Raw genomic sequence first — 19638 nt, 5'->3', positions numbered from 1 at the left:
GGCGAGTACCGGGCGGCGACCTCGCAGGCGCTGGCCGACCTCTATCTCGCGGCCGTCGACGCCGCACCGGGAACGTCGCTCAAGCTGCGCCTGGACGAGATCAACTTCACCCCGCGGGACAACCGCTCCCGTTCCCGTGACGCGGCCGCGGGTGTCACCCTGACGCTGTACAAGCGCCTGCGGCAATTGAACCGCGCGGGCCTGGTCGGGGAGGTCATGTGGGCGTCCAGCACGCCGCACGCCGACGCGAAATGGCTGCCTTCAGGGACCGGGTTCGTGTCGACCGATGACATGCGCGACCTGAGGGCCCGCTGGATCTTCGATCCCGCCGCCGGCCTGCAGGAGCGGGCGCAGCCCGCGCTGCCGCTTCCGGCTCCCATCGACGACGCCCGGCCGCTGCGCGCCCTGGCCGCGCTGTCCCCCGGACTGCGCCAGACCCTGGACCGACAGGCCGGCACCGTGCGTCTGGCGTGGACCTCCGCGGAGGTCCGCGGCTACGCGCTCCTGCTGCTGCCCCCGGAGTCGACAGGCAGCGGCATGTCGGACCTGGATGGTCGGCTGCGCCAGCTCGACCTGCTCGTCTCGGCCCATGTCGCGCGCGCCGACGGGGCCGATCTGGACGCATTGCCGGCCCGGCTCTCCTTCACCGCGACGGAACTCTCCGACAAGCGGCAGGTCATCGCCCGCGACACGTCGTCGGGATGGCGCTTCGGTCTTGACACGCCCTCGGTTCCGAGGGAGGCGCGGCCGATGCCGGTGGACGGCACCGGTCGCGTGGAAGTGGTCACCTCGCTGCTCCAGGCGGCCACGACATCCTGGCACGCCCCGGCCGGCTGGACCGACGCGGAGAAGGACACCCTGGTCGACGCCTTCGGCGTCCGCCGCTTCGAAGAATTCGCGGTCGGGGACAGCCGCACGCTGTCGATGCGTCCTGTGTCCGAGACACTCCTCGCCGGGATCCTCGACCACTCGGTCCGCACCTTGCGCCGGGCCTATGACCTGATGCTGCGCGCGGTGCGACCCGATCAGGACCTCGCCCCCCTGCATCGACAGGCGGCCATGGTCTTTCGCCTGCTGGTCGACCGCGCGAGCGCCTTCCTGGCCGATCAGCCGGGTGACGGACAGGCGATGGTCCGCAGTCTGCCGGGACGCACCTTGGCCGGCTTCTACGCCGATCTGCTGACCTCGGCCGCCGATGGCACCCCGCTCACCCTGGACTTCGAATCGATGCGCACCGCGCTGGATCGCGGCTACGTCAACGATCCGGCGGCCACGAGGTATTGCGGTCTGGTGCTGGCGATGCGGGATCAGCTCCGGCTGATGGCGGCCACCGGCGTCATCGGTCCCGTGCGCCATGCCGCCGCGCGCGTGCCCAACGACGATTCGGGGGCGGGGTGGGCCTTCGACGGTCAGCGCTGGACGACGCAGCGGGACATGATGGCCGAGTATTGGCCGACGGCCGCCTTCGATCCGGTCTCCGGGAAGGTCGGGCGGCTGGGTCGCAAGGGCCTGGTGAGACCCTGGGAGGATTTCGCCGACGAGCTCGGCTCCCGGACCTGGCCGGACATGGCCAGTCGGATTGCCGCCAACCGGCTCGAGGACTGGGCCGACACCACCGCCGACGAGCTGAGATCGCTCGCGCGCAAACCCGTGGCCGACCGTTCCGCCGGCATGGGCGCCGCCGCCTGGCGTCGACGCAGGTCCCAGGCGCAAGCCCTGCGCGACGGCATCCACCTGGAGGGCAGGATCGACGAGGCGGTGCGCGATTACGCGGACCGGTTGGTCGCCTTCGCGCAAGCCGCCGCCGAGGAGGCGGCGACGCCGGCCCGGCAGGCCGTGTTCGGTCGGGGCACGATGCCCGCCGTGGACGACGCCGCGCCCCTGCCGCTGCTGGAAAGGATGGCGCCCGGCGTGTCGCAGCAACTGGATCGCGACACGGGCGTCGTCCGCCTGAGCCAGGGCGGCACCGCCGCCGTCTGGCGTCTGCCTGCGGCGTCCGGAGGCGACGCCGCAGCCCACTGGCGCCTGGATGAAGCGCTGCGGACCGTGGATGCGCTGGTCACCCGGGACTTCGCCCGCGGCCACCCCTCGACCCTCGAGACCCTGCCCCGGCACCTGACCTACGCCGCGGGCGAGCTGCGTGCCGGCTCCGGCGAACTGCTGGCCCGTCGCCTCGATCCGTCCCCATCCGATCCACGCCCCGTGCCCGAAGCGGCCCTCGACGGTGATTCGGGCGCCATGGCGGACGTCAGCGCTGACGGCTCGTCGTCGAGCGCGATGTCTGCGACGTCGCTGCTCGACCGGCCGCTCGCGCGGTGGCGCAACGAACTGACCGCCAGGAAGCGGGGCTCGGTCGCCTGGCAGGCGCTGAAGGACCAGGTGACCACCGCTGGACGCGCCGGCAAGCAGCCGCGCATGATGATGCAGCGCGTGATCCTGCAGATGGATGATTCGCCGCAGGCGTTCGAAGCCAGCCTCAGGCACGCCGGCCGGGCCAGCGCCCGCGGCGGGGTGCTGTGGCTGCAGGCGGACCGCCGCGGCAGGGAACGGGTGGTGGCAGGCGGCGAGCTGATCGGCACGACCTGGGCCGGCGACCGGCTCAAGCTGGTCGTCGTCGGCCAGGGCAGCCAGCAGGGGAACGGGCAGCAGGGGAACAGCCAGCAGGGGAACCGCCAGCACTTGAGCGGCTACGACGGATCGGCCCTGGCGACACGCGTCGAGCAGGTCCTCTCCCGACAGCTCGGCAGCGGGCGCCCCGTGTTCGGCAAGGTCACCCTCCTGGCCTGCGACCTGGAGGCGGACCTGCCGCAGAGCCGCTTCGTTCCGGACTTCGTCGCCGGATTCCAGCCCGCGCTCGCGTACGACGTCACCGCCTTCAAGGGCCAGGTCCTCTTCCCGGTCGACGACCCGCAGGCCGACGGACTGACCCAGCGCTGGACGCTCGGCGAAGGCGCGATCCGCGCGATGCGCCATGCGGCGGACGGCGCGTTCGTGACCCGGCATGTGCCGGGCGCGCCGCAGCAGCCGGCGACGCCCAAGCACGCGCACGACGTGCCGATCGTGTTGCCCACCGCGGAGACCCTCGGCGCACTGGACACGGCCCTGGACGACGGGGTCGCGCAGGCGCAACGGCTCCTGGCAACGATCGAGGAGTCCCTCGCCATCTACGATCCCGCGCTCGACGGGCGTCCTCCGGAGGTCCTTCGAGCGCTGTTCACGCACGCCGACGGCCAGGTCGACGAGGAGCGCCTCCAGCGCGTCGCCTCTGATCCGCTGGAGCAGGACCAGTTGCTGCAGGACCTGCGCCGACGACTGGCCACGGCGGAACCGGGACAGGTCGACGCCCGGTCGTTGTCGCGCTGGACAGGTGAGTCGCTGGCGGGCCTCGTGGTCTCGATGCGCGGCCACGACATGTCGGCCGCGTTCCTGGACTCGCTCGGCGCCCGCGTCAAGCAATGGCAGTCGCCGGACATGCGGCTGTCGCAGATGCTCGGCCAGGAGAGGCCGCGCGACGGCATCCTGCAAGCGCACAGAGGCCTGACGCTCGACGCCGAGTCGTTCCAGCGCGTGCTGCGGCAGCTCCCCGACGAGGCGGGATCCTGGGTCCGGCTGGCGGCCGTCACGGACTGGATGTCGGATCAGGGCGATCCGGCGCCGCTGTTCCACGGCCAGGGCCGTGCCGGCGCCATGGCCATGGCCGAACGGCTCGCGCGGACGGTGTTCGACGCCCGGAACATCGACAGCCCCGCCATCGTCGACCTGCACGCCGCGATCCTGGGCGGCGAGGTCGGGTCGCCGGGCGGGGCCGGGACCGTCCCCGGCGTCGGCGACGGCCGCGTCGCGGCCCCCGAGTACGGGCTGCTGGATGTTCTCCATCGCGCGCTGACGCCCGCTGTCACGGAGGGGGGCCCCGCGCCATGGACACCCGAGCGTGCGCTCGCCTGGAACGCGAAGCGCGAGCAGTTGTTCCGTCTGCTCGCCGCGGACTGGCCGGTCGTCGAGCAGCCCGCCATGCGGCTCGCGCTGACGGCCGCCGGCGAGGAGCTGCTGACGGGCGGGTTCAGCCAGGGCCGCACCGCGTTCCGCGCTGCGTTTCGCGCGGACGGCCAAGGCGACGCCATCGCCGCCCTGCCCGCCGGTCCGTTCGGAGACATCGATCGTCTGCGCATCGACGAGACGACACGATCGGCGCACGTTCCATCGCGCTCGATCCGGCGGTCGACCCGGCTGTATCTCGACTTCCTGGACGGGATGGCGGCGCTGATCGAGGCGAACCCGGAGATCGCGTCGGCGCCGTGGCGCAAGGCCGCGACGCTGCGATGGATGCGGGCCGCCATGGCCAGCGGCCTTGGGGACGCACCGTTCCTGATCGACATCGATCGGATCCAGCGCGATCTCGCCTCGTCGACGCCCGCGGCGTCGGGACGCATCGAGGCGCTGAAGCAGGGCTATCCCGCCCTGGCGGAACTGTCGCGTCAGGGGGCGATCGGCCAGATCCGCTTCATCAGCAGCGACACGGCACGCCGGGCCGAACCGTCCTGGACGCCGATGGGCCCGCAGTGGTCCTGGTCGCGCGTGGATCAGATGCCCCGGCTCATCCCCGACCTCCCCCACCCGCCCGCCGCGCCCGCCCCGGAGGACACCCTGCGGGCGATCTTCGGCGAACGGCGGTATCTCGTGTCACGCGAGCAGGGCACGCTCTGGGTCCCGCACGACGGGCCCCACGGTCGCCGGACCCTGATCCACTTCGCCCCGCCGTCGGAAGGATCGCCCGACCGCCTCGCCGCGCAGGACGCCTCGCTGCGCACGCTGGCCCGGCTGCTCCCGCTCAGCGGCCTGACGGAGGAAACGATAGACCGGTGGCCCGAAACGATGTGGCTCGATCCGCGCGAGTTCAGGGCCGGCGCCCACGTCCTGGCCCGGGCGACGGGAGACGGCCGATGGACGATCCATCGCGGCACCGTCGGCCGGCTTCTCGCCACCTTCGACCGTCCGCAGCTGTCGGCCACGACCGAAGGCTTCACGTCGGCCACGAACGGCACGAACGGCGCGGGCGGCTCGGCCCCTGCCGTCCGGATGGAAGATGTCGTGATCGACCGGAGAAATCTCACCGCCTGGCAGGCGGCCCTCGACAGCGATGGGTCCGCCCGCGACGGGCACGACGGCCGGTCCCCCGCCGCGGCCCGCGATCCCGTGCCGGAGCGCGGCCTGATCGCCTACCTCCATGAAACGCTCACGCGCCCGCTACCCGGGGACGCCGGGGACGTCGGGAGCCGGGCCGCGGACGCGGGCTGGCGCGACTCGGCGACCGGGCGCCGCCTCATGGACGACGCCCTCCTCCTGCGGTGGCCGCAGTTGCGCAATATCAGGATGCTGAGGATCGTGGACCAGCAACGCGACGCGATCCTGGACGGCCGGTTCCCGAACGGCCACGAGGCCTTCCTCGACGCCCTCACCGGCGACAACCCCCAGTTGCCCTTCACCGAAGGTGCGCCCGGTCCATCGCGCACGATCAGTGCGTCGACGGCGCTCTACCTGGACTTTCTCGAGGAGATGATCCGGTTCGTGGACGCCAACACGCCGCCGACGCCGGATCTCCAGCGTCAGTCGCCCCGGTTGCGCTTGATGCGCGAGGCCCTGACCAGCGGCCTGAAGCGCACGCCTTTCCTGATCGACCTCGACGGGATCCAGCCAAGCCCTACGCGCCGGTTGCCCGATGGCGAAGCCCACATCAACGTCTTGAAGCAGTCCTACCGCGCGTTGACCGAACTGGCGCGCCAGGGGGCGATCGGCGAGATCCGCTTCACCAGCAGCGACCCGGCACACCGGGCGGATCCGCGGTGGACGCCGATCGATGAACAGCGGTCCTGGTCCGGTGACGATCCTCTGCAGCGGCTGTTCACCGATCTCGCCCCCCTGCCGCTCGCGCAGTCCGCCGAAGACGCCCTGGCGGCCGTCGGCATCGCCGGGCGGTCCCGCCTCGACCGGGCCGCGGGCACGCTCCGCGTGGCCACGGGGACACCCGGGGAACTGGACACCGTGATCCGCTTTTCCCCGTTGCCCGCGGACGCCTCCCCCGACCTTCGCGCCGGTCAGGACCGGCAACTCCTGACCCTGGCGCGGCTGCTGCGCCTGAGCGGGTTGGCGGACACCCCCGTCCGCCACTGGCCCACCGCCCTGTCCATCGGGCAGGACGAGTTCAAGGCGGGGTCGCTCCTGGTGGCCCGTGACGACGGGACCGGCCGCTGGACGGTCGACGACACCGCCCAGCGCCGGCTCCTGCGCATCGTTCCTCGCGCGCGGGACGCCGCGTGGTCGGCCCCCCGTCCAGCGTCGGTGTGGAAGGACTACCGCCCCGTGGACGACGGGCCGGATCACCCCGACCGCGATCTCCTGCCGAAGTTCGACCCGCGCGCCGTCCGCGACCCCGACCTGCTGCGGATCTACGTCGCCCTGCAGGACGACCGGGTGATCGATCAGATGGGGCACGCCCTGTCCCGCAAGTATGACCGGGGCGTGGTCCTGGTCCGGCTGGCGGAGGATGGGTCCTGGACCATCACCCACGGGCGCGAACTGCTCAACGACGTCATCCTCGGAAAGCGCCCCGTCCGCCTGATCCTGGGCGGTCACGGCCAGGTGGACCCCGTGACGAAGGCAACGCGCCTGGCGACGTATACCCCTGAGCGGATCGCGACCTCGATCGGGCGATTGCTCGCGGCCTTGCGCCCCGGCGTGACGACGAAAGTCGAGGGGACCCGCATCCTGAGCTGCGCGCTGGAAACGCCGACCGCGGAGGGCAGCTTCGGCCGCGCCTTCGCGCAGGCCGCCGACACGGCGGGCTGGGCGGCGCCGGGCATGCGCACCACCGTCTACTCGGACCTGCTGGTGCACCAGTTGCACCCCGCCTCGAGCGCCAGCAGCGACGACGACCATTTCTTTACCCGGATCGACCAGGAAGGACAGGACGTCCGCCGGGCGGCAGGCGTCACCTGGCAGTTCTGGCTCGACAACGGCGAGGTGCAGAGCCGGGACAAGTATCCCGAGGGCGGACAGGGACAGCCGATCGAGAACGAGGGCCCGCGATCCATCGTCGGCGATACGGAAGGCGCCGCGTCGCGCGTGCCCCTGTTGACGACCGCCCAACACGCCGACCAGGCCCGGCGCGTGCGGCGGGTGCTGGAGGTGTTCGCGCAATTGAGACAGGAAGCCCCCATCGCGCCGTCACAGACGACCACCATGTCCGACGCGGTCATGGCCCTGTTGATGGCGCGCGTGAAGACGCGCGACGTCGACCTCGGACGGATGGCGGTGATGCGGGACATTGCCGATCATCTCTCGCAAGGTCTCTTGGGCGACGCCACCCCGCTGCGCCGGGCCTATGCGGCGATCGACCTGGTGGCCCGGGGGGAGTCCCCCGTCGCGGTGTCCCGCCACTGGCTCGCCCGCGCCGACGACTGGCAGCTCGCGCGAACGGTCGTGAATCGACTCGACGGCGTCCCGGCCCGGATCAGCGGGACGAATGATTTGTTCCTCGAGGCCCTCTCCGCGGCGCGCGACAGCCTGTTCGAGCCAGGCCAGACGCTCCGCCCCTCCTCTGCCAGGACCGCCGGACGGATCACCCTGTTCATCGGCGCGCTGGGCGCCGCGGCATCGGACGGAACGCTGCACGTCGATCTCTCGCGCGCCGGCCTGCCGTCGGGCGCGCGGGCAGAGGCGGACGTCGATCTGGTCCGCGCCCTTCCGGCGCTCTCCCATCTGCGGGACATCGGCGCGCTGCGCGCCCTGAGCGCCGTGTCCATCGACGCCCCGGGCGCCGCGCCGCGGCCGCTCGCCGAGGGATGGCGCTACCTCGGGGACTTTCAGATCGGGCCGACAAGCGGCCATGCGCCCCACCGCGGCGTCTCGGTGCGGGTCGCCCCGCTGACCGGGCCCCTGGTCGCGGCCGGGCTGCCTCACGTGGGTCGGTTCGAACGGGCAGGTCGGCCCAGCGACTGGGGATCCCGGTCCAGGGACGGTCTGGGACTGATGATCCATGCGCTGGAGATCCCGTTCGACGAAGCGCTCGATCAGTTTGTGCGCTTGCCCGACCCGCCGGAGAGGCCGGGGCAACCCCGTGACGGCCAGGTCCACGGTGCCGTCCGTGCGCTGATCAATGACCTCGGCGACAGGCTCCTGCGGATGCAACGCCATAACGCGCCGGCGTGGACCTACGACTCGTTCCAGCGGGAGGTCCTGGACGCCCGCACCGTTCCCCCCTTGCGTCGAGACGCGGTCGATGCGGACGATTTCGCGGCGCTGTTCGCCGATCTCGGGCCGGCGGAGAGCGAATACCTCAGCAGCGCGATGGAGATCCACCGCCGTGCGTTGCAAAGACTCGCCGATCGGATCGAGGATTTCCGCAAGATCGTGTTCACGCCTGGCACCTCCCTCGACGCCGTCGACCTGCTGGCCGACGATGCTCCGTTCGCGGCACTGCTGGATCGTGCGCCGCAGGTCCGTCAGTCGCTCGATCGCGCGCAAGGGGTGATCCGGCTGAGGCATGAGCACACCGCGACCGAGACGACTGTGTCCATCGATCCGTTGGACACCTACGGATCGGACGACGCGACCCCGAGGGCCGCGATGGTCCGGCAGGATGCCGACATCCGCACCGCCGAGGCCCTGATCATCAGCTTCCTGCAGGCCTCTCCCGACGCGCCCGCCGAGCTGCCGCAGGCGCTGGGCGAGTTGCCCCGACGCATGAGCCTGCTCAACGGCGAGTTCAGCGTCAACGATCAGGTGGTCGCCTGGCGACGCGACGGCGCGCCGGCCGCCGGCGAGGGCATCGGGGGCGCCGCCTGGGGCGTCGACCGCGATGCCGTGTCCTCGGCGCTGCGCGCGCTTCACCGCGCGCCCCGACGGACGCCCTTGACGTCCGATCCGGAGGCCTTCGGACTCTCGCGTCTGCCGGAGCCTGCCGTCACCGGAGCCCCCCCCCGGAAGCTGAAGCTGATCGTCCAGCTGGACGGCGATCGCGACAGCACCGTCGCCGCCTGGTTGTTGGCGCGCAAGCACGCGGACAACGCGGTCTGGCTGCAGATGGAAGACCCCCCGGGCGTGCTCGGCGTGGTCGAGGGTCCCCGCATCACCACGGTGGTCGGGGAGCGGCTGTACCAGGCTGCAGGGACCACCACCGACGTGGACATCCTCGTGATCGGCCATTCGGGCATGTCGTCGAGAGAGTTCCAGCACTTGAGCGGATGGGGCCCCGGGTCCCTGTCGACGGCGCTGCGCACCCGACTGTTCAATCGCGACACCGGCCTCATGCCGACGCTGCGCCGCGTCAGCCTGGTCTCCTGCGACCTTCAGGCGCCGTCGCTGGCGTCCCCCTTCGCGGTCGACTTCCTCAAAGGGCTGGCGAAGCCAGGATGGACGGCCGACGCCGACGTGACGGCCAGGACCGGGCATGTCCACGTCGCCGAGCTCGATTCCGGCGACGGCTCGACGCGGATCATGAAGATGACCAGCCGCCTGGATCCGGAGGGCCGGGCCGTCCTGCGACATCGCATGCCCCAGGACACGATGTTGCTGACGCTGGACCGGGAGACCGGTGCCGTCTACATCGTCGACCGCTACGCGGATCCGGACGTGGCCTCGTCCAGGTCGTGGGCGAGACCGGCCGACGAGCTCCGCCTGATGTTCGACAGCGTCCTCGGCGGCACGGTGCCGACACCGTTGATCGAGCTCTTCACCGGCGCCGACGGCCAGGTCGACGAAGCGCGGATGCGCCGCGTGGCGGGCGATCCCGTCGAAGTGCACCAGCTCGCGGACGATCTCGCGCGCGCGGTCGAGGAGCAGCCGCAGCACCTGCGCGACGACGGGTCGACACACGCGCTGCTCGACGCATCGCTGGCCGGACGCGTCGTGACGCTTCAAGGCCGGGAGCTGTCCGCGCAGTTCCTCCACGCGCTCGGCGCCCGGATCGACGGCGAACCCTTGACCGCGGCGCGACTGGCCGCGATCGATCCTGCCTCGGATCTCGCCGGACGACTGACGCTGGCGCCGACGCTGTTCGAGCAGATGCTGCCGCTGCTGCCGGCCGAACGGAACGCCGCGCTCCGGCTCGACGGACTGGCGGCATGGTTGCGCGCAAGAGCTTCGGCGGATCTGCCGGCATCGCCTTTCCATGGCGTCGCCTCGGCGCGCGCCATGGCCCTGGCGACCCGTCTCGCGGCCGTTCCCGTGGACGCCCGCGGACATGCCAACAGCGAGGAGCTCCGGCTCGCCGCGCTGCGGCCCGCGCCGGAAACCACCGCCTCCGGCAGCTTGATGAGCAGCATCCTCGGGGAGCTCTCGCAGGACACCCTCGCCTTCTTCGACGGCCTCGACATCGACGCGATCAAGGCGTTGCCCGTCGCTTCCGATGCCTCGCCCCACGCGCCGTTGGAGCGTGTGATGGCAGGCATCGCCCTCGATGGGGCGCCGGGCATCCAGGACCCCTGGGGCATCTCGGCGATCACGCAGGAGAACGCCCTGGCGGACCTGCGCGAGCAGGGCCTGGTGACCCTCGACGGCAACGGTGTCGCCCGGTTGGACGAAGCGCAGGTGACCCGACTCGTCGCCGGGGACGCCGACGCGTCCGCGACGCGCGCCGCTACCGCGCTGCTCTCGCTTCCCGAGCCGGTCTTCGCGCGCCTGTCCGCATCGCACGGCCGCGGGGTCGTCCGTCGGTTCATCAACCACGCGCGTGCGGTCAGGGCCGCCCTCCTGGCACGCCTGCGCGGCATCGACCTGCAGACCGCGGGCAACCACGGCTTCGGCGTGATGAACACGCTGATCGGCGCCTGGCAGCTGAGGGAGGGCTGGAAGTGGATGGACGCGACCACGCGAGGGCTGTCCGTCGTGCAGACGGGCAGCATCGTGATCACGCCGGCGATCGCGAAGATCGGCGAGAAGCTGCTGGCTTTAGGCCCGGTCGCCCGCAATTTCGTGACGAGGACCGTCGCCACCATGATGAAAGCCGGCGCCACCGACATCATCATGTCGGGCATCGCGCTCTACTTGATCGGCAAGCAATGGGAGGAGTTCCACAAGGGCGGATTGAGCACCGACAGCTACCAGTACAAGAGCCTGGTCGCCAACACGACCATGACCGTCGCCTTCACGGTCCACAGCCTGGCCGCCACGGGGACGGCCATCGGCGCCGCCCTGGTGCCCGGCGCACTGTCGGGCACGCTCGGGACGCTGGCCGGCGTGCTGGGCTCGAGCGCGCTGCCCGTCGGGATCGCCAGCTGGATCCTCACCGGCAGCGTCAACGCCTTCCAGTGGGCCGAGGAGTACGGCGATTTCCTGCGCGCATCGGATCAGGGGGACGTGGTCGGCGCGACCTTGCTCAAGATCATGGGTTTCCAACCCGCCATGTTCCAGCGCGCGGAAGTCGAGAAAGGCGCCGCGGAGGCTGCTGCGGCGCGCGCGCAGTCACGCCGCCAAGGCTGGGCGGAACATGTCGAGTTCCGGGCCGACCAGCTGGCGAAGGTGGGCTACGGCTCGATCCGGTCGCCTGACTTGAAGTTCGAGGTCGCCCATGCGACCTTCCGGGTCCCGGACCAGGATCCCCCTTACAGCTTCGTCCTGCAGGATCGCCGACCCCGGACGCTGGGCTTCAAGGAAACGCGACGTGACCCGGGCGCCTCGTCCGGACCGGTCGCGACGGCCTGGATCGGCTTGTCCGAAGCGCACTGGATACCGCACCCCGCCACGGATGCCCGCGGCGGTCACCTGTTCGAACTCCAGGGCAGCACGCACCGCTACCAGGTCAGCGCAGGCGCCGACGCCGACCGTTTCCTGCTGGATGGCCATAGCCGGGTCGAGATCTTCGGCGGCGACGGCGTCGACGAGGTCGTGATCGATGCTTCCGGCCGACACCTTGTCCTCCTTCCACGCCCGACACAGGGATGGAAGCTCGGCATGGGCGACTCGCCGGCGCTTGCGAGGACCATGGGCTCGGAGCTGTACCAGGTGGAAAAGTTCACCGTCCGCAACGCCCTGTCGGTCGACCTGCAGGGCGGGGACGGCGACCAGTACTTCGATGTGGCGGCGAGCACCGGCGTCATCGCCGGTGGCGGTGGCCGCAACACCTATGTCCTGCACACGGGGGTGCGCATACGCAGCACGTCGGACGACGCGCTGGTCTGGAACCGCGGGGTGACGACGGCGGTCGAACTCGCTGCGGCCACGCCCACCCACCTGATGCTCAAGGTCGACGTGCTGCACGAGGCGCTGTCGATGGGACGCACCGGTGACGATCTGTCGCTGCGGTGCGGCGCGGACGCCTTGACACTGTCAGGGTTCTTCACGCGCTCGGCGGGCCGGGACAGCGAACCGTCGCTGGTCATCGTCGACGCGCTCGGCACGCCGATGACCTTGGCTGATCCGCGCGGCCTGAGCGACCAGGTCCGTCCCTCGACGTCGATCGACCATCAGATCGTCCTCGCCGCGGACACCGTCGGCTTCCGTCGGACGCTGGGCGGCACACAGGCCTCCACGCGATATCACCTCATGGCCGGCGCGGGCGCATTCCGGACGGCGCCACGCAGCGCGATACCGCTGGACATCGTGCTGGACGTGGTCGTGGCCAGGCTGCGTTACCGCCGGGATGGCGCCCATCTGCTGATCGAGGAGATCCCGCCCGGGGATGCCGCGCCCGGCTACACGCCCCTGCGGCTGACGCTCACGAGCGGTGCCGCCTCGGCCAGCGGTGACTCCCTCGGTCGCTCCTTGCTGTGGGCCCGCGCCGACGCGAAGACGGGGGGTGCCGTGCTGCTTCACCGGCCCCGGCCCGATGACCCGGACGAAGGACCGATGCGAGTCGTCCGCGATGGAGCGGTGGCGTCGCCCCCGCAGGCGGGGATGTCCGAGACGCCGTCGATCGCGGCGGCCCCGGCCGCCGGTCGCGCGTCGGGCAGTGGCGACGCGGACGTGCTCGATGCCGGATCGCTTCCGGACGCCCTCCTGCTGTCCGGCGGCGAAGGCAGCGACACCTACCGGATCCCGGCGGGCCGCTCGATCGTGATCGACAACACCGCCATCGATGGCGCTCGCGACTTCCTGGAACTCGACATCGATCCCGCCCTCCTGCGGTTCCGTCGCGAAGGTGACGATCTGATCGTCGACACGGGCAGCGGCAGCATCACGCTCCGAGGCCATGCCGTGGATCTCACGGCACGCCATCTGTCGCTGACACTGCCCCGGCGCCAGGGCCAGGGCCAGGGCCAGGGCCAGGGCGGACGCTACGCGCTGCCGGTGATCCTCGACAGCGGCCTCATGATGTACGGCGACGATCCTGCCGACGGCAGCGTGCCCGGATTCGTGCCGGGACGCCATCTCGTCCTGGCCACGCCCGGAGCAGCCTGGATGCCTCGATCCCGTTTCGTGGACGGCACGCTCACGCGCAAGGTGGCGCTGGGGCGGGACGCCAGCTTCCTCAAGGATGGCGCCTCCCTCCTGCTCTCCTCCGGCGCTGGCGCCGGCGCCGCCATTGACGACAACGACAACGACGACGACCACGACCACGACCACGACCACGACAGCGTCACGTCCAAGGTCTACGTCCTGGACTACTACCGGCGCTTCGGACAGTTCGAGATCGACCCGCTGTCGTGGCAGACCGCGCCCTATGCGGCGTTCCCGAGCGGCGACTGGCTCCACCCGCTCCTGCCGGACGGACTGGGGGACACCTGGCGGCGTTATCAGGCCCTGGGCGCGCCGGCAGCGATGCTCGCGCTGCTGCAGGCCCGGGGAATCGTCGACGAGACGCAGGTGAAGCAGGTCTCGCGGGTCGCCCGGATCCTCTTCAACGGCACGGACGACGGTGCGGGTGATTGCGATCCGGCCGCCGTGCGGCTCTACCTGCAACTGATGGGGCTGCCCGCTCCCATCGCCGGAGCGATCCGGTCCACGCGCCCCGCCCACCTCCGGCGCCTGCGCGATCTGCTTCATGTGGCCTCAGCGGCGGGCGTGACGCCTCCCGCCAACTTCCTGGACGCCTACGCCGCGAGCGACGTCGGCATTGCGCTGTCGCCGGAGCGGCACGGCGCGCTGCTGAGGCACCTCGCCGCCGATGGCGTGCCCTGGGCCTATGCGGAGCGGGTGCTGTCCTTCGATCTGCCGCTGGAAGCGATCCGACCCTTGGAAGCATGGATGCGCGCCCGGCCGGGCAATGCCCTGGACAGGCCACAGGCCCTCGACCAGCTGGATGAATTCGCCCGACTTCTGGGCGCCGGGCCTGAAGGAGCGCTCGTCCCGACCGCGCACACCGCGGCCTTGCTCGACCTGGTCCTGCGGATCCGGGGTCGGCCGGCTGACGTGGCGACAGCGCTGGCGACGGCGATGGTCGCGCTGGGGACGCTGGACGAGGCCTGGATCGACGGCATGCAACGCGCAGGCGTCGTCGACCACGGCGTGCTCGCGCGGCTGCACCGTGCGAAGGTCCCGGTGCAGGACCTCGTGATCGGCAATGCCCACCGGCTGCGGTACGAGGACGGCGATCGCCGGTGGCTGATCGATGTCGGCGTCTCGCCGGATCTGCGCCAGCCGGCGTCGAAGGTCTTTCGCAACGAGCTCTCGAAATACCTCGCCCTTGACGGCGACGGGAACGGCTTCATGACGCAGGACACGGAGGCGGTCCCCGGAAGGACCTATGACCTGGTGCCGGGCGAGGTGCTCGATCAGTGGGGGCAGTCCCCGGACACGGAGAAGGCCAAGCTGGATTGGGAACTGGCGCGGATGGACCTGGAGGAGGAATACGAAGAAAAGCATGCCGACCAGTACTGGAAGTTGAAGATCAGCCGGAACATGAAAGAGAAAGACAGGAAGGCACTTGAGGAGAGTCTGGCGAATGGCAAGGCCAGCTACGTGAAGCGCAAGAGTCCGCCACTGTCTGCCTTGAGCCACCTCAAGGAAGCCAAGCTGATCGAGACGCGGAAGTCGACGCTCCCCGGTCCGGAGGGGTTCGGGCGCAGCACGCTGGACAACCTCGTGGACGGTGCCTACGCGGCGGGCGAGGCCACGGCCTGGCGGCCCGTGGACGGATTTTCGGGCCGGACGCCTCAGTTCCTCCAGTTCGACTTTGCGCACGCTGTCGCGCTCGACGGCGTCGAACTCCGCTATACGCCGGGTCCGCTCGACAGCAGGAACGTCGACTGGTCGCTCGGACTCTGGAAGCTTCAGGCGCTGACGGATCGGGCCCGGTGGCTCGATGTTTCCCGCGAGGATCATGTGCTCAAGGGAACACGTCGGCACTTCTTGCGCGTCGACACCGGCGGTGTGCCGTATCGGAGCTATCGATTGAGCGCCGTCGATCCGTTCGACGGCTGCATCGCCGCCGACTCCTGGTTCAACGAGGTGAGCTTCACCACCACCGAGGCGGGCTTGAGTCCGATGATCACGCGGCTGATGGCCGCCGGCTACAGCCGTGAGGACAGCGATGCGCTGATGGCCCGGGGCGTCGTGACCGAGGCCGCCGTCGCGCGTGCCGTGGAGATCAGGCGGCGTCTGGGAGAGATGCCGGCCGGGCTCCTCGCCGAGGACATCGTGGAACAGCCCGCCCTGACCGAGGCGACCTGGAGCGACCTCGACCGGCTCCGGCCGTTCGTTGCGCCGGCGGTCCTGCTGCGCGAAGCGAGGCAGGGATGGTCGGCGGGGTCGCTCGCCCACCTGCTCGCCGATTCCTGGCCGCGCCCGGCCAGCATGGCGGTGATCGACAGGGGCACGATGGCCCCCGTCTTGCACGACGCGTTGTCATCCTGGCGGCTCGGCCAAGGCGCGAACCTCGTCGACCTGCCGGCCGGCCACGACGCCGCACTCGTCCAGGCGGTGCTGGACGCCGCGACGGGAGACACCCGGGCGCTGGCCAGGGCGCTCCATCTGCCGGGCTGGCGCGGCCGCACGCTTGGCGGACAGCGGGCGGCCTCGCGCCCCATCCATCTCGACGCGCCGCGGCTGAACGAACTTCTGTCGCCGCCGTCGGACGGCACAGCGATGCCGACGGCCAGGTTCGATGCGCCGTTCCTCCTGGCGGCGGACGCGTTCATCCATCTGGTCAAAGCCCTCCATCGCCGACTTGTGCTTGACGGGGACGAGCAACCAGCCATCCAGGCCTCGACGCCTGCGCTCCTGCAACTCCTGGCCGTGACGGCCCGGACATCCGGGCTCGCCTTGACGCTGGCTCGCCCGACGGGGCACTTCCCCAGCGGCGAGTCCTTGCGCGCTGCGGTCGACGGCGTCAGCCGCCACCTGTCCCAGCTCGGCATGACCGGTGTGCTGAAGGTCGGCCCGATCCTGGACATGGATCTGCCCGGATCCGCCGACGCCACGGCGGGTCCCCTGCACAAGGCCCTGACGCTGATCGAGGGACTCGGCTACGACAAGTGGGGCCTCGATCGATTCCCGATGGACGCGTTGGCACGCCGCCGCCTCGACGTGAAAAAGCGCTTGATGGCGGCCATCTTCAAGGACGCCGAGCTGCCGGCGGCCCCCCATCTGGAGGATCTGGCCGATCTCATTCTCCGATCCGTCGCCTGCGAACCGGACGCGTTGCCGCTCGCGCTCAAGCTGGCGGCCGGGCTGCTTCACCGGTATTCCGCCAAGGATTCCTCCAAGGATTCCGCGGAGGCCGGGAGGGAGGCCATGCTGCTGGTCGGCAAGACCATGAAGACCGTCATCGACGGGTGGCGGAAAGGCCGCGACGGCCTCCTGAAGCGCTACGACGCCCGCGTGAGCGTCGCCCCCGAAGGAATGGCGGACATCCTCGTCGCGGCGGCGTTGGACGTGCCTTACGAGTTCCACCTGCCGCAGCAGGCGCGCGACGAGATCGCTCAGATCGTGCTGGTCATGCGCGACAGGAGTGCCCGCCAGATCCAGGCGGTGCGCGACGCCGGGTTGCTGAAGGTGACGGTTCTCTCCGAGACACGACCCAGGCATGGCATCCTGGTTTGGCGGCAGCGCGAGGAATCCCGTCAATGGACCACCGAAGCCCCCCTGCCCGCGGTGTTCAGGGAACCCGGCCTGTACCTGCTGAGCCTTGGCATGACGCCGGATCGCATCGAGGAGATCCTGGACGCAGGCATGCGGAGCCCCGATGAGATCGATCGATTCCTGCAGTTCCAATCCACGGTGATGAAGGATGCACCGCTCGCGGCCGCCTGGGCCAGGAGCGACCCGCGCCCCCCTCTGGACCATGCTGCGACACTGTGGATCCCCCGGTTGCACGGTCTGGGAGTGGCCACGAGCAAGATCCTGGACATCGTCAGCAACGGCGTCTCGGACACCGAGCGGGCGCTGGTGCTCATCGACCATCTGCCCTACGACACCTGGGGCGGGAGCGCGCTCGTTGCCGCGGATCTCGCCCCCCTGCGCGACGATATCCAGCGATCCGTGAGCCCGTGGATGTCGCCCGAAGCCTCGTCGTCCTTCTCCGGACTGCTGGTCCGCGCCATCTGCGGAGACCGGGCTGCGCTGCGCGACGCCGTACGCCTGGCGCCCGACTTGAGCGTCCTCATCGAGGCGGCGCAAGGCCTGTACGAGAAGGTGCTCACCCTGTCGGTCGGTCGACTCGGGGAGGAGCAGGCTGCCGAGGCCGCGATGCCGTTCGCGCTCACCCTGCAGACGCTCAGCGAGGTGCAGCGCGACAAGACCCTGTACGTGCCCGCCGACGGCCATGACTCGCCGCGCGAGATCGGGGAAGCGCGCGTGCTTGCGCGCGCAGCCCCGCAGCTTCAGCGGCTGGTCGACGTCGGGATCCTGCGGGCCCAGGGCATCTACGAAACGGAGCCGCTCGGCGACGACCATGTGCCGTTCGACCTGTCTGGCACGACACCCACGTGGCGCTCCTCCCTGCCGCTGACCCGGGTGTTGACAGGCCCGACCACCTCTGGGCCCGTCACGCAGGCATCGCTGCTCTCCCAGGCGATGGCGACGTCGGGAGCCGCCGCCTCGCCTCCCGCAGCGTCCCAGGCCATGCCGCGACGGGAGGTGGCCTCGGCGATGCTGGCGCCCCAGGCCGCCTGAACGGCATCGCGGGTCGGATCGGTCGAGGCGGGAAGGCGCGGCGGGAAATCAACGAGGGCGCGACGCATCGGCCCGCGCAGGACACTCACGCGGCTTTCCCCGAGCCGCGAGTCTCCATGGCCGACCCCTCCGCCCCGCCTCTGCTTCCATCCTCCGCACACGAACCGCCCCGCGTCTCCCCGTTCGCGGCGCTCTGCCTGATCGCGGCCTTCCACGAAGTCGCCGCCGAACCCGAGGCGCTGGCGCACCAGCTCGGCCTCGGCCCGAACGATCCCGTCGACGCCGACGACCTGCTGCGCGCCGCGCGGCTGCTCGGTCTCAAGGCGCGCCGCCTGAACGCCGACGCCACCCGCCTGGCGCGTGTCCCGTTGCCGGCGGTGGTCTGGCTGCGCGGCGACGGCGACCCGCCCGAGGCGCCGGTGCGGCCGGTGGTGCTCGGCCGCTTCAACACCCGGGAGGCGCTGATCGCCGACCCCGCCACCGACGAGGGCCGGCCCGCCAAGCTCACGCTCGACGCGCTGCTGGCGCGCTGGAACGGCGAGCTGATGCTCGTGGCCAGCCGCGCCAGCCTGGTCGGCCAGATGGCCCACTTCGATTTCTCGTGGTTCATCCCCGCGCTGGTGAAACACCGGCGCCTGCTCGGCGAGGTGCTGCTGATCTCCTTCGTGCTGCAAGGCTTCGCGCTGGCGCACCCGCTGTTCTTCCAGGTCGTGATGGACAAGGTCCTGGTGCACAACGGCCTGTCGACGCTGCACGTGATCGTCGTGGGCCTGGTCGTGGTGATGCTGTTCGAGAGCCTGCTCTCCGGCCTGCGTCACTACATCCTCAGCCACACGACCAGCCGCATCGACGTGGAACTCGGCGCGCGCCTGTTCCGCCATCTGGCCGCGCTGCCGCTGGCCTACTTCCAGGCGCGGCGCGTCGGCGATTCGGTCGCCCGCGTGCGCGAGCTGGAGCACATCCGCGCCTTCCTGACCGGGCAGGCGCTGACGGTGATACTGGACCTGTTCTTCTCGCTGGTCTTCATCGCCGTGATGTTCCTCTACAGCGTGCCCTTGACGCTGATCGTGCTGGCGGGCCTGCCCGGCTACGTGCTGCTGAGCGTGCTGATCGTGCCGGTGCTGCGGCGCCGTCTCGACGAGAAGTTCGCGCGCGGCGCCGAGAACCAGGCCATGCTGGTCGAGTCCGTCACCGCGATCCAGACCGTGAAGGCGGGCGCGCTGGAACCTACCTTCGCGCGCCGCTGGGACAAGCAGCTGGCGGCCTACGTGTCGGCCAGCTTCCGCACGCAGAACCTGGCGGCCTGGGGCCACGAGGGCGTCGGCCTGGTCGGCAAGCTGACGCAGGCCGCCACGCTGTGGTGGGGCGCGCAGGAAGTGATGGACGGTGCGCTGACGGTGGGCCAGTTCGTTGCCTTCAACATGTTCGCGCAGCACGTCGCGCAGCCGGTGATGCGCATGGCCAATCTGTGGACCGACTTCCAGCAGACCGGGCTGTCGATGGCGCGGCTGGGTGACATCCTGAACACGCGCACCGAGGCGCCGCCGACCAGCGCCGCGCAGCTGCCGGCGTTGCGCGGCGCGGTCGAGCTGC

2 protein-coding genes are annotated in these 19638 nt (G+C 70.8%); both read left to right on the top strand.

Annotation, left to right across the window (positions count from 1 at the left end; all coding sequences use genetic code 11):
* Positions 1 to 750 precede the first annotated feature (750 nt).
* On the top strand, positions 751 to 18045 hold the full coding sequence (locus VF536_RS20710) for a C80 family cysteine peptidase (protein ID WP_331616763.1): 17295 nt from the start codon (positions 751 to 753) through the stop codon (positions 18043 to 18045).
* A gap of 116 nt (positions 18046 to 18161) precedes the next feature.
* Positions 18162 to 19638: ABC transporter transmembrane domain-containing protein (locus VF536_RS20705; RefSeq protein ID WP_331616762.1), on the top strand; the 1477-nt coding region annotated here is incomplete at its 3' end.

Source organism: Roseateles sp., assembly GCF_036486225.1.
In the GTDB taxonomy this organism is placed as follows: domain Bacteria; phylum Pseudomonadota; class Gammaproteobacteria; order Burkholderiales; family Burkholderiaceae_C; genus Roseateles.
The sequence above is the reverse complement of the archived record's forward strand: the minus strand, read 5'-3'. Positions and strand labels throughout refer to the sequence as shown.

Coding starts and splice junctions, on each gene's coding strand:
- VF536_RS20710 (WP_331616763.1), top strand. CDS start 751: ATGCCGGTGGACGGCACCGGTCGCGTGGAAGTGGTCACCTCGCTGCTC.